At 66.5% G+C, this 12,910-nt stretch carries 11 protein-coding genes; 4 read left to right on the forward strand and 7 right to left on the reverse strand.

The features are described from left to right. Nucleotides 1-19: 19 nt before the first annotated feature. Both GO606_RS06105 and GO606_RS06110 read left to right on the forward strand, forming a co-directional pair. Nucleotides 20-1,495 carry a cobyric acid synthase gene (locus GO606_RS06105; protein WP_169119211.1) on the forward strand — a complete coding sequence of 492 codons (1,476 nt, stop codon included), beginning with the start codon at nucleotides 20-22 and terminating at the stop codon, nucleotides 1,493-1,495. A gap of 113 nt (nucleotides 1,496-1,608) precedes the next feature. Next, complete coding sequence (locus GO606_RS06110) at nucleotides 1,609-3,066, forward strand: TrkH family potassium uptake protein (RefSeq protein ID WP_169119218.1); 1,458 nt, start codon at nucleotides 1,609-1,611, stop codon at nucleotides 3,064-3,066. A 12-nt stretch (nucleotides 3,067-3,078) separates the two neighbouring features. Here the strand turns inward: GO606_RS06110 and kdpE are convergent, their stop codons facing one another. Genes kdpE through GO606_RS06125 form a run of 3 tightly spaced genes read right to left on the reverse strand, consistent with a single transcriptional unit; the run spans nucleotide 3,079 to nucleotide 6,060 of the window. Continuing rightward, the gene (gene kdpE / locus GO606_RS06115; RefSeq protein WP_343316182.1) at nucleotides 3,079-3,753 is read right to left on the reverse strand and encodes a two-component system response regulator KdpE; all 675 of its coding nucleotides are present in this window, start codon (nucleotides 3,751-3,753) and stop codon (nucleotides 3,079-3,081) included. A gap of 23 nt (nucleotides 3,754-3,776) precedes the next feature. After that, on the reverse strand, nucleotides 3,777-5,240 hold the full coding sequence (locus tag GO606_RS06120) for a DUF4118 domain-containing protein (RefSeq protein WP_169119209.1): 1,464 nt from the start codon (nucleotides 5,238-5,240) through the stop codon (nucleotides 3,777-3,779). A gap of 37 nt (nucleotides 5,241-5,277) precedes the next feature. Then, on the reverse strand, nucleotides 5,278-6,060 hold the full coding sequence (locus GO606_RS06125) for an enoyl-CoA hydratase/isomerase family protein (RefSeq protein ID WP_169119208.1): 783 nt from the start codon (nucleotides 6,058-6,060) through the stop codon (nucleotides 5,278-5,280). A 230-nt stretch (nucleotides 6,061-6,290) separates the two neighbouring features. On the opposite strand from GO606_RS06125, the gene GO606_RS06130 reads away from it, so the two are divergent. Next, nucleotides 6,291-6,611 carry a DUF485 domain-containing protein gene (locus GO606_RS06130; protein WP_425532192.1) on the forward strand — a complete coding sequence of 107 codons (321 nt, stop codon included), beginning with the start codon at nucleotides 6,291-6,293 and terminating at the stop codon, nucleotides 6,609-6,611. After that, a complete protein-coding gene (locus tag GO606_RS06135) occupies nucleotides 6,608-8,287 on the forward strand; it encodes a cation acetate symporter (RefSeq protein ID WP_169119207.1) in 1,680 nt (559 codons plus the stop codon). The genes GO606_RS06130 and GO606_RS06135 overlap by 4 nt, the downstream gene beginning before the upstream one ends. A gap of 104 nt (nucleotides 8,288-8,391) precedes the next feature. Here the strand turns inward: GO606_RS06135 and GO606_RS06140 are convergent, their stop codons facing one another. Genes GO606_RS06140 through GO606_RS06155 form a run of 4 tightly spaced genes read right to left on the reverse strand, consistent with a single transcriptional unit; the run spans nucleotide 8,392 to nucleotide 12,897 of the window. Then, complete coding sequence (locus GO606_RS06140) at nucleotides 8,392-9,570, reverse strand: LytR C-terminal domain-containing protein (RefSeq protein WP_169119206.1); 1,179 nt, start codon at nucleotides 9,568-9,570, stop codon at nucleotides 8,392-8,394. 16 nt (nucleotides 9,571-9,586) lie between these two features. Further along, nucleotides 9,587-10,531, reverse strand: coding sequence for a type II secretion system F family protein (locus GO606_RS06145; RefSeq protein WP_169119205.1), 945 nt, complete (start codon nucleotides 10,529-10,531; stop codon nucleotides 9,587-9,589). Nucleotides 10,532-10,559: 28 nt separating this feature from the next. Beyond that, nucleotides 10,560-11,537: a type II secretion system F family protein gene (locus GO606_RS06150; protein ID WP_169119204.1), complete on the reverse strand. Its 978-nt coding sequence runs from the start codon at nucleotides 11,535-11,537 to the stop codon at nucleotides 10,560-10,562. Between the two features lie 7 nt (nucleotides 11,538-11,544). Continuing rightward, nucleotides 11,545-12,897, reverse strand: coding sequence for a TadA family conjugal transfer-associated ATPase (locus GO606_RS06155; protein ID WP_169119203.1), 1,353 nt, complete (start codon nucleotides 12,895-12,897; stop codon nucleotides 11,545-11,547). Nucleotides 12,898-12,910: the final 13 nt, after the last annotated feature.

Here is a 12,910-nt window from a genome sequence, read left to right on the forward strand (position 1 = left end):
CGAAGCGGGATTTTACGCGATGCCACATGCCGTTGCGCTGATGGTTCAGGGGACGACGTCGGACGCCGGGAAAAGCACGCTGGTTGCCGGTCTCGCCCGGGTGCTGTTTCGCCGCGGCGTGCGCATCGCGCCGTTCAAGCCGCAGAACATGGCGTTGAATTCCGCGGTGACTGTCGACGGCGGCGAGATCGGCCGCGCCCAGGCGCTGCAGGCGCTGGCCGCAGGGCTCGAACCGCATAGCGATTTCAATCCGGTGCTGCTGAAGCCCTCGACCGACGTCGGCGCGCAGGTCGTCATCCACGGCCGGGTCGCTTTGAGCCTGTCGGCGCGCGACTACCATGCGTACAAGCCGACGGCGATGGCGGCAGTGATGGCGTCGTGGGATCGCCTCGTCACGGCCTACGAGTGCGTGCTCGTCGAAGGGGCGGGCAGTCCCGCGGAAATCAACCTGCGCGACCGCGACATCGCGAACATGGGGTTCGCGGAAGCCGCCGACGTGCCGGTGATCCTCGTCGCGGACATCGACCGTGGCGGAGTGTTCGCGCATCTGGTCGGCACGCTCGAACTGCTGTCGCCGTCCGAGCAGGCGCGCGTCAAGGGCTTCGTCATCAACCGCTTTCGCGGCGACATCGGGCTGCTGCAGCCGGGGCTCGACTGGCTCGAAGCGCGCACCGGCCGCCCGGTGCTGGGCGTGCTGCCGTACCTGCACGGGCTCTTTCTCGACGCCGAGGATGCGCTCGCCGACGCGCGCGCGGAAAAAGGCGAGACGCGCCTCACGGTCGTCGCGCCAGTCTATCCGCGCATCTCGAACCACACCGATCTCGACGCGCTGCGCCTGCACCCGCAGGTCGATTTCCGCTGGGTCGGACCAGGGCAGGCGATGCCGCCTGCGGATCTGATCGTGCTGCCCGGTTCGAAGAGCGTGCAGGCCGATCTCGCGTGGCTGCGCGCGCAGGGCTGGGACGCGGCGATCCGGCGCCATCTGCGCTATGGCGGCAAGCTGGTCGGCATCTGCGGCGGTTTCCAGATGCTCGGCGCAACGCTGGCCGACCCGCTCGGGCTCGAAGGTGTGGCGACGACGGCCGCGGGCCTCGGTCTGCTCGACATGGATACCGTGCTCGAAGCGGAAAAGCGGCTCGAGAATGCTCGCGGCACGCTGTCGTTGCCGGGCGGCGCGGCGGTATCCGGTTACGAGATCCACATGGGCGTGAGCCGCGGCCCGGCCCTGGACCGCCCGGCGCTGCGTTTTGCCGATGGGCGCGGCGATGGCGCACTGTCGGGCGACGGCCAGATCCTCGGCACGTATCTGCACGGCCTCTTCGACACCCCCGCCGCGTTATCAGCGCTGCTCGCCTGGGCGGGCGCCGGCGAAGTCGAAAGCGTCGATCTTGCCGCACGGCGCGAAGCGGACCTCGACCGGCTTGCCGACGCGATCGAGCGCCACCTCGATCTCTCAACGCTGTTCCCGGCCGCCTGGGGCGCGGCGGGCGGCTGAACTCGGGTCCAATTTTTACGATTTCTTAACCCGCCCGGCGCCAGAATCCGGGCGCTATGAATATTCTCGCAAACGCCCTCGGCGTCGTCAGGCTGTCGCGGGTCAATGGCGCTCTGCGCGTCTATTTCCCGGTGCTGAACACGCTCGGCCTGATCATCATGATCTTCGGCCTGCTGATGGCGTTCCCCCTCGCGGTGTCGTTCATCATCGACGACGGCGCGACCGAAGCCTACGACATGGCGATCCTCGCGACCTTCGTGCCCGGCGCGCTGTTGTGGGGGCTCACCCGCGGCGCGCGGCGCGACCTGCGCGTGCCCGACGGCTTCCTGATGGTGGCTGCGACCTGGACGGTCGTGCCCATTTTCGGCGGTCTGCCGCTGATGTTCTATCTGCCGCAACTGTCGTTCACCGATGCCTATTTCGAAGCCGCATCAGGACTCACCACGACCGGCGCGACGGTATTGACCGGGCTCGACGGCATGGCGATCTCGATCCATCTGTGGCGTACCTTCATGCACTGGGTCGGCGGCATGGGCGTCATCGTGCTGATGGTCGCGATCCTGCCCCTGCTCGGTATCGGCGGACGCCAGATATTCAAGGCCGAGGCGCCCGGGCCGATGAAAGAGTCCAGCCTCACGCCGCGCATCGCGGAAACCGCGAAGGGCTTATGGACGGTGTACCTGCTGCTGACCATCGCGTGCGGGCTGGGTCTTTACCTTGCCGGGATGCCGCCTTGGGAGGCATTGATCCATGCCTTCTCGATTACCGGCCTGGGCGGATTTTCGAGCAAGGATGCGAGCCTCGGCTTCTTCGACAGCGTACCGGTGGAACTGGTCACAATGTTGTTTGCGCTGCTCGCAGGCTTCAACTACGCGACACACTACCTCGCCTTCGCCCACCGGAGCCTGGTGCCCTACGCGCAGGACCCGGAAATCCCGTGGTTCCTCGCTGTGCTGGCAGTCAGCATCGTCTGCCTGACGGCCTACCTGCTTTCGTTCAATGCGCACGAAGACGTCGCCCAGACGCTGCGCTACGTCGCCTTCCACGCGATTTCGCTCGCCACTTCGCTGGGGCTGGCCACCTACGACTACACCGCATGGCCGATGTTCGCGCAACTGTGGATCCTGTTCCTGTGCAGCTTCGCGGCCTGCTCGGGTTCGACCGGTGGTGGTATCAAAATGATGCGCGCCATCATCCTGTACAAGCAAACCTACCGCGAGGTGATCCGCTCACTGCACCCGAACGCGGTGGCGCCGGTACGCCTGGGGAATGTGCCCGTGTCGGACAATGTCCTGCACGCGGTGCTTGCCTTCAGCTTCATGTACATGGTGACGAATGTGGTGCTGACGCTCGTGCTTTCGGCGAGCGGGCTCGATATCATCAGCGCGTTTTCGGCGGTCGTGGCCTGCCTCAACAACGCCGGACCGGGGCTTGGTGCGGTTGGTCCGGCTGCGAACTACCAGGGACTCAACGACTTCCAGATCTGGGTGCTGTCATTCACGATGATCCTCGGTCGCCTCGAGATATTCACGCTGCTGGTGGTGATGACCCCGGTGTTCTGGCGCCGCTGAACACAGGGCGCGCTACAGCAGCAGCCGGTAGCCGATTCCCGATTCGGTCAGGATGTGCGCGGGGAAACCGGGATTGGGCTCCAGCTTGCGTCGCAGGCCCGCCATGTAAACACGCAGGTAATGCGTGTGTTCGACATGGTTGGGCCCCCAGATCTGCGCCAGAAGCTGCCGATGCGTGAGCACGCGCCCGGCGTTGGCGATCAGGTGGCCGAGCAGTTTGTATTCGATCGGCGTCAGATGCACCGGCTCGCCCTTGCGCGTGACGGCGCGATGCGCCAGATCCACCTCGACCTCACCGAACTGCACCAGCGACGAGCCATCCGTCTGTGGGCGCGTCACCCGCCGCAGCAGTGCACGCACCCGTGCCAGCAACTCCGCCACGCCGAAGGGCTTGGTCAGGTAATCGTCGGCGCCGGCATCCAGCGCAGCCACCTTGTCGGCCTCGTCGCTGCGGGCCGACAATACCAGCACCGGCACCGACGACCAGCCGCGCAGTTGCGCGATCATCTCCACACCGTCGCCGTCGGGCAGGCCGAGATCGACCAGCACCAGATCCGGTTTGCGCGAGCCCGCCTCGATCAGCCCGCGTTCCGCGGTGCCCGCCTCGCTGACCTGCCACTGCTCGGATTCGAGTGCGCGGCGCAGGAAATGGCGGATGTGCGGTTCATCCTCGACAATGACCGCCACGGGGGCGGGAATTCTTGCGTCCTTCATGCGTGACGCTCCGGCACTGCGGGCGGCTCGCCGCGCGGCAGTTCGATGACGAAGCGAGCGCCGCCGCCCGGGCGATTTTCCGCGTGTACGCTGCCCGCGTGCGCTTCGGCCACCGCCTGCACGATTGACAATCCCAAGCCGACACCGGGGATGCCGGATTCGCCCTGCCCGCGACTGAACTTGTCGAACAGCGCGCGTTCGCGGCCCGGCGGCAGCCCCGGCCCGTCGTCGGCGATGATGATGTCGACATGAGTGTCGTGCGCCTGCGCGGCAATCTCGATCGTGCTGCCGGGCGGCGTGTATTTCGCCGCGTTTTCCAGCAGGTTGCACAGGGCGCGTTCCATCAGCACCGCGTCCACCTCGATCAGCGGCAACTCGGCGGGCAGATCGAAGCTCAGGCGGTGGTGTGCAAGTTGCCGCGCGCGGGCCTGCAGGGCGGCGCCGACGACCTCTTCGAGCGGCTGCCATTCGCGCCGCAACCGGATCTGACCGGACTGCAGGCGTGCCATGTCGAGCAGGTTATTGACCTGCGCGCTGGTACGCAGGGCATCGTCGCGGATCGCCTGCACCAGATCGGCTTGCTCAGCCGAAAGCGGCGGCGTGCTCAGCTGCAGGGTGTCGGCGAGTCCGACCAGGGCCGTGAGCGGCGTGCGCAAGTCGTGCGAGAGTGCTCCGAGCAGCGAGTTACGCAAGCGCTCCGAGGCCATTTCGAGCTGGGCCGCGTGTGCGACAGCGACGTAATGCACGCGTTCGAGGGCAATCGCAATCAGCGTGGCGAAGGTTTCCAGCAGCTGGCGCTGTTCGGCCGTGAAGCCCGGACTGTCGCCGGGACAAACGATCGCCAGCGTCTCGCGCCCGCGCGTGGGCGCCTGCAGGGGGAGCACCAGGCGCGAATTGTTTGCCGGGTAGTGTGCATTCGCCGCGGGTGAGTCGTCGCCGGTGTCCGCCTGCAGCAATGCGGCATGGGCGCCAAAACCGTCATGCACGAAGCGTTCGGTGATTTCGGCGATCTGTTCCGTCGTCAGTGCGCCCGACAGTTCGCGCCCCATTTCGTAGAGCGCGCGCGTCCGCTTTTCGCGTTCCTCGGCCGCATCGCGTTGCGCACGCAGGCCTGTCGCCAACTCCGCCGTGATCAATGCCACCGCGAGCATCACGGCGAAAGTCACGAGATACTGCAGATCGCTGACGGCGAGCGTCAGGTGCGGAGCGACGAAGAAGAAATCGAACAGCCCCACCGACAGGAAGGCCGCCAGGACCGCCGGGCCGCGTCCCAGTCGCACCGCCGCGAACAGTACCGCGAGCGGAAACAGCATGACGATGTTGACCGGATCGACATGGCGCAGCAGCAGCGCGCTGGTCGCCGCAAGGCTGCATACGACCGCCGTCGCGACGGCGTACGCGCGCCAGCCGACAGGGCGGTCGGTGAGCGGTGCGAAGAGTTTGCGGGCCGGCGTGGGCATCGGTGAACTCTAACCTGCCCGCACGCGGGCCCGCGCGCTATCGTCCGGTGAAGCGCGGCGGGCGCTTGGCGAAGAAGGTTTCGAGCCCTTCGCGGTAGTCCGCGGTGTCGAGGAAGGCGAAGGCGGCGCGCTTTTCGTCCGCGCTCAGCGGTTCGTCCCGCATCAGCCGGCGCACCCACTGCTTGTGCCAGCGCGCGACGAGCGGCGCCCCCGCGGCGATGCGGGCGGCGCTCGCCTGCGCTTCGTCGATCACTTTCTCGTCGTCGACGATGCGTGTCAGCAGGCCTTTCTGCAGCGCTTCACGCGCGCTCAGGATGCGGCCTTCGAGCAGGATCTCGAGCAGCACCGCCGGGCCGACGAGGTCGAGCAGTCCGGCCATCTCGCCCGGATACATCGAGAAGCCGAGGCGGTTGATCGGTGCGCCGAAGCGCGCCGATTCGCCGGCGATGCGCAGGTCGCAGCAGCCCGCGATCTCGAGGCCGCCGCCGATGCACGCGCCCTGGATCGCGGCAACGGTCGGAACCGGACATGCACGGATCGCGTCGAGCGCGGCCGCGACGAGTTCGTCGTGGTAGTGCAAAGCGTCCTCGACCGTCGCGCGCACGGTAAGGAATTCCTCGATGTCGCCGCCCGCCGCGAAGGCCTTGTCGCCGTCGCCGCGCAGGATCACGCAGCGCAGGTTGTTGTCGGCCGCGATCCGTTCGAACGTTTCGTGCAGCGCGATCCACATCGCCGAGTCGATCGCGTTGAGCTTGCCGGGGTTCGACAACACGAGGGTCGCGACACCGTCAGCGGACGAAAAAACGATCCGGCCTTTCATCGAGCGTTGCCGTGGGTAGTCTTCAACATGCTGTTTTCGCTTGTGTTTTATGTAATAAAAATTCTTTTTATGCGTTACAAAAAAACTTCCATACTCCACGGTATGGAGCGGTTTGGATGATATATCATCCGCCCCATGCCACGACCGCGTCAGACGGTCGGGCGGAAAAATGAAGGGGAAGGCGGGGGCAGCCGTGTTTTCGTTGCTTTCTTACTTTGGGAGAGGTGAAAGTGTCCAGTTCCATGTATGCGCATATCAGGCGCAATCCGCGTTTTACGGAACTCGTTTCGAAGCGCACGCGCTTTGCGACGATTCTGTCGGCCATCGTGCTGACGATTTTCTACGGCTTCGTGCTGCTCGTGGCGTTCGCGCCCGATCTGATCGGCTCGCGCCTGTCCGGTACCAGCAACCTGACGTTCGGCGTCGCCGCCGGCCTGTTCCAGTTCATCTTCTTCTGGGTGCTGACCCTGGTCTACGTGCGCCGCGCCAACGGCGAGTTCGACGACATCAACAATGAAATCGTGCGTGCCGCATGGAAGGACGAAAAATGAGGAAATCATCCTTCCTGTCGCGCCTCGCGGGCGGCCTGCTGCCGCTGGGATTCGCTGCTTCGGCGTTCGGCGGTGACGCGATCGAAGCCACCGAGAAGCAGGGCGTCAATCTCACCGCGATCGGCATGTTCTTCGCCTTCGTGCTGATGACGCTCGGCATCACCTACTGGGCGGCGAGCCGCACCAAGTCGACGGCCGATTTTTACACCGCCGGCGGCGGCATCACCGGCTGGCAGAACGGGCTGGCGATTGCCGGTGACTACATGTCGGCGGCGACGCTGCTCGGCCTGACCGCGATGATGTACACGCAGGGCGTCGATGCGTACATCTACATGATCGCGTTCTTCGTCGGCTGGCCGATCATCCTGTTCCTGATGGCTGAGCGCCTGCGCAACCTCGGCAAGTTCACGTTCGCCGACATCACGTCGTACCGCCTCGACCAGGGCAAGGTGCGCACGATGGCGGCGGTCAGTTCCCTGACCGTGGTGTGCTTCTACCTCGTCGCTCAGATGGTCGGCGCCGGCCAGCTGATCAAGCTGCTGTTCGGCCTCGACTACGTCTATGCGCTGTTCGTCGTCGGCGCGCTGATGATGGTGTACGTCACGTTCGGCGGCATGGTCGCGACGACCTGGGTGCAGATCATCAAGGCCTGCATGCTGCTGATCGGCGGCACGACGGTGATGCTGCTGGCGTTCAGCCAGTTCGGTTTCAGCTTCGACGAGCTGACGACGCGCGCGATGGAAATGCACAAGCTCGGCGACAAGCTGCTCGCGCCGGGGAGCCTGCTCGCCGATCCGGTCACCGCGATCTCGCTCGGCCTCGGGCTGATGTTCGGCACGGCCGGCCTGCCGCACATCCTGATGCGCTTCTTCACCGTCACCGACGCCAAGGAAGCGCGCAAGTCGGTGCTCTACGCTTCGGGCATCGTCGCGTACTTCTTCAACGTCATCGCGATCATGGGTCTGTGCGCGATCCTGATCGTCGGCACGAACCCGGCGTTCTTCGAAGGCGGCGAGCTCGGCGGCAAAGTCATCGGCGGCGGCAACATGATCGCGATGCACCTCGCGAGCGCCGTCGGGGGCAACCTGCTGCTCGGCTTCCTGTCGGCGGTCGCGTTCGCGACGATCCTCGCGGTCGTCGCCGGCCTCGCGCTGGCCGGTGCGTCGGCGATCTCGCACGACATCTACTCGCGCGTGATCATGAAAGGCAAGGCTTCGGAATCGACCGAGCTGAAAGTGTCGAAGTTCGCGACGATCGGCCTCGGCGTCGTCGCGGTGCTGCTCGGCATCGCGTTCGAGAAGATGAACATCGCGTTCATGGTCGCGCTGGCTTTCGGCGTCGCCGCGTCGGCCAACTTCCCGGTGCTGATCCTGTCGATGTACTGGAGGGGCCTGACGACACGCGGCGCGTTGTGGGGCGGCTACTCGGGCCTCGTCAGCGCGGTGATGTTCGTCGTGCTGTCGAAGTCGGTGTGGGTGGACGTGCTCGGCAATGCCTCGGCGATCTTCCCCTACACGCAGCCGGCGCTGTTCTCGATGCCGATCGCGTTCCTGCTGACGATCATCGTGTCGAAGCTCGACATGAGCGCGCGGGCCAAGCGCGAGATCGAAGCCTTCGAAGACCAGTACGTGCGCGCGCAGACCGGCGTCGGAGCGGCGACCGCCTCCAGCCACTGAGCCCAGCTACAAGAGACACCGTCGTGCTTCGGCACGGCGGCACGACCCCCGCCAGGGCTACCGTCCGGCGGGGGTCGTTTTTATGTGCGCGGCGCAGTGCCCGCTCACTGGCCGGAAGCGGCAGCGGGGTGCACCGCTGCAAGCTGCCCGGCGGGACTGCGGGCGATCCGGGCGCACAGCCCCAATACGGCGCAGGCGTCGCTGCTGGTGAGGTCGCGCCCCAGCATCAGCCGCACGTCGACGGCGAGATCGTTTGATGCCGTGGCCCGGATTGCCGGCCGGAACGGCAGGCCGGCGGCGAACGCGGTGGCCGCTTCGCGGTAGCCGTCGCGGTATTCGACGAAGGAGGCGGCCTGGTCGAACGGTCGGCTGTTCGTCAGTCGCGGGCGCGCCCCCCCTTGCTGTCCGAGCAATCCGGCGAGTCGCCGGGCGAGGCCTTCGCCCCCATGACCGTTCGAGATCTCGTAGCGCACCGGCCGGGACGCTGGCGGAAGGGGCGCAGCAGCCGGAGGCAGTCCCTCTGCGACGCTCGGGGTGGCGGCGCGAACGACAAACGCCTCGGCCGGCCGGGCGAGGGCAGAGGGGCGGGCGACGGCCGTGATGATCGCGGCTGCCTCGACGACCGCCGTATCACGCCTTACCGGTGCATTGAGCAGTTCGAAGACGTTTTCGGCAACTTTCACGAGCCTTGCGCTCGGCGTGGTGCTGACCGCAGGTCCGGCAACCGCCATGGCCGGCGAGGTCACCGCTGGCGCGCGCCCTGGCGCGGCGGCGAACTCCGCCTTGTCCTGCACGCCCAGGCGCCGATAAGCCGTTGCCAGATTGGTCCACGCGCGGCGGTTGTTGCCGTCGAGTTCGACGGCGCGGCGCAGCGACGTCGCGGCGGCGTCAGGCCGTCCCGCGAGCAGCAGCGCGTAGCCGAGATTGTTGTACAGGTGGCTCGCCGCCGGGGCGAGACTCACCGCCTGTTCGAGTGCCCGCACACCGTCATCGAATCTGCCCAGCGCGGCCTGCAGCGAGCCGAGCGCGTTCCATGCTGCGGCGTGCCCGGGGTCGGCGTTCAGGGCCTGGCGGTACGCGGCGATCGCTTCTTCATCGGCGCCCCGCCCCTCCCGGTAACGCCCGAGCGCGAAATAACCCGCGGCGGCGCTTGCGCCCCCATGGCGCACGGTCTGCACCGGCGCGACTTTCCAGGCGTTTTCCGGCATCGTCGGGCTCGTGCTGCAGGCAGCGAGCACGAGCGCGGCGAACACGGGTGTCAAAGTGGGCGCGAGCTTGTTCATTCCGTTCTCCCTCGTGTCAGCCGCCGGTGCCGGCCATCGTCGGCAGCAGGATGCGGTAGATCTGGATCATCGCCGGCCCAAGCAGCACCAGCATCAGCGACGGGAAGATGAAGAAGATCAGCGGGAACAGCAGCTTCAGCGCGATCTTCGCCGCGGCTTCCTCGGCGCGCTGGCGGCGGCGGGTGCGCAGCATGTCCGAATGGATGCGCAGCGACGCGGCGATGCTGGTGCCGAAGCGCTCGGCCTGGATGATCATCGCGACGAAGCCATCGACCTCGTCGACGCCGGTGCGCGTGGCGAGGTTGCGCAGCGCGCGTGCGCGTTCGAGCCCGGCGCGCAGTTCCAGCGTCACGAGGTGGAGTTCCTCGGCGAGCGCCTCGCTCTTGTGCTGCATCTCGTCGGCGACGCGAACGAGCGCTGCTTCGACGCCGAGCCCGGCTTCGACGCACACCGTCATCAGGTCGAGCGCGTCGGGGAAAGTCTCGAAGATCTCGCGCTGGCGCACGAAGATCAGCCGGTTCAGCACGAGGTTCGGCAGGTAGTAGCCGAATGCTGCCGCGACCAGCACGACGAACAGCGTGCCCTGGAACTGCAGTTCCGGCGCCGTGATCAGGACCGTGAAATACACCAGCAGCGGCAGCCCGAGGGCGAGGACGGTCTTGATGCCGAAGTAGGCGAGCGGGGCGGACGCGTGACGGATGCCGGCATTGAGAAAGCGCGTGCGCAGCGCCGACATGTGCTCGCTGTCCTCGGGAGTCGACAGTTTCGCGAACGGGCGGGTCAATTGGACGGTGCGCTCGATCCACGCCTCCGCCCCCGGCGCGGACGAGGCCTTGCCGGCGCCGAGTGCGTCCAGGCGGTCCGCCGTCGGCGAGCGCGAAAACAGGCTGATGACGAAGAACGCGCCGGCCGACACCGCGACGAACAGCAGCCCGAGAAATGCAATTTGCGGATAGTTCATGTTCGCCTTCTCCCCATTGCCGCCGCGGCTAGACGCGGATGCGGATGATCTTGCGCATCCACACCACGCCGAGAACCATCATCACCAGCGCGCCATAGATGAAATTGATGCCCGCGGGGTCCTCCCACAGCACCTTCATGAAGCCCGGGTTCACGAGGTTGATCATTGCCGCGGTCGCGAACGGCAGGCCGCCGAGAATCCACGCCGACAGCCGTCCCTCGGCCGACAGCGTGCGGATCTGCCCATACAGCTTGAGGCGCGCGCGGATGATCGCGCTGATGTTGTCGAGCAGCTCGGCGAGATTGCCGCCGGAGTCGCGCTGGATCAGCACCGCGATGACGAAGTAGTTCAGGTCCGTGCTGTCGGTGCGTGACGCGAGGTTCAGCAGCGCGGTCTGTTGCGGCACGCCGTAGTTCGTCTCGTCGAACAGGATGCGGAACTCGCCACCGACCGGGTCCTTCATCTCCTCGCCGACCATCTTGATCGCGGTCGGGAACGCGTGGCCCGCGCGCAGCGCCCGGCTCATCAGGTCGAGGGCCTCCGGCAGCTGCTGCTCGAAGCGCTGCATGTGCCGGTTGCGCGCGCGCAGCACGTACAGCGTCGGCAGCGCGGCCAGCACGCCGCCGACGACCAGGCCGATGAGCACCGGCCGGTTCAGCAGCACCGGAGCCGCATAGCCGAGCGCGCCGAGCGCCACCGTCCAGCCGACGAACTGGGCCAGCGTCAGCTTCAGGCGCGACTGGACGATCAGCCGGTTCAGTCCGTGCAGGTGCGGGATCGCCGCAAGCAGCCGGTCGCCTGCAGCCGAGCCCGTGGCGCTTTGTTCCTTGAACAGCGACGATTTTGCCCATGCGCCCTGCACGCCGCTCGCCACCTCTTCGAGACGCCGGTTGAGGCGTTTCACTTCCGTGCTGCGCGTCGAAGCCCACCACAGGTAGCCGCCCTCGAGAAACAGCACCACGGCGATGAAGGTCGCCAGTGCAAACAGCAGCGTCAGGATGTCCATGTCAGCCTCACTCGAAGCGTCGCGTCGGGTCGAACATCTCCTCCGGCAGCCGGATGCCGAAGGAGCGCAGGCGCTCGGCGAAATGCGGGCGCACGCCGGTCGCGGCAAACTGGCCCTGCACCACGCCGCTGTCCGAGATGCCCTGCTGCCGGAACGTGAAGATCTCCTGCATCGTGATCATGTCGCCTTCCATGCCGGTGATTTCCTGGATGCTCACCAGCTTGCGCTTGCCGTCGGTGAGGCGGCTCGCCTGGACGATGACGCCGATCGCGCTGGCGATCTGCGCCCGCGCGACCTTCTGCGGCAGATTCGCGCCGGACATGCCGATCATGTTCTCCATGCGGCCGAGCGCATCGCGCGGCGTGTTTGCATGCACCGTCGTCATCGAACCTTCGTGGCCGGTGTTCATCGCCTGCAGCACGTCGAAAGCTTCGGCGCCGCGCGTCTCGCCGAGGATGATGCGGTCGGGGCGCATGCGCAGCGCATTCCTCACCAGCGCGCGCTGCGTCACCTCGCCCTTGCCCTCGATGTTCGGCGGGCGGGTTTCGAGCCGCACCACGTGCGGCTGCTGCAGCTGCAGTTCGGCGGCGTCCTCGATCGTGACGATGCGTTCGTCCTCGGGGATGTTGTGCGACAGGATGTTCAGCAGCGTCGTCTTGCCGCTGCCGGTACCGCCGGAAATGAGGATGTTCACCTTCGCCCGGACGAGTCCGGCGAGCAGCTCGGCCATCCCCGGCGTCAGGGCCTTGAAGTCGATCAGTTTGTCGATCGTCAGCGGAATCGCGGCGAAGCGGCGGATCGACACGACCGGTCCGTCGAGCGCCAGCGGCGGAATGATCGCGTTGACCCGCGAGCCGTCCGGCAGGCGCGCATCCACCATCGGGCTCGACTCATCGACACGCCGTCCGACCCGCGACACGATCTTGTCGATGATCTTCATCAGGTGCGCGTCGTCGCTGAACGTGATGTTCGTATGCTCGATCTTGCCGTGGCGCTCGACGTAGATCTGCTGCGAGCCGTTGATCAGGATGTCCGACACGGTCGGGTCGGCGAGCAGCGGCTCGATCGGCCCGAGGCCGAGCATCTCGTACTGGATGTCGCGCACCAAATCGCGTCGTTCGTTCGTGTTGATGACGACGTTTTCCTCGGCGAGCAGGCGCTCGACCATCAGCCGCAGCTCGTCCCGCAGCCGCTCGGGGGCGAGGTTCTCCATCGCCTCGAGATCGATGCGCGACAGCAGCAACTGGTGGATGTGCAATTTCAGGCTCTGGTAGGCCCTGCTCGCGCTGGAGTCGGAAGCCGCCTGCGAGCGCAGGGCGTTTTCCGGCGAGACCGATTCGAGACGCTGGCGCAGACTCATTTCATGCTCCCTC

Origin of the sequence: Aromatoleum anaerobium (genome assembly GCF_012910705.2) — a bacterium.
Lineage (GTDB): Bacteria > Pseudomonadota > Gammaproteobacteria > Burkholderiales > Rhodocyclaceae > Aromatoleum > Aromatoleum anaerobium.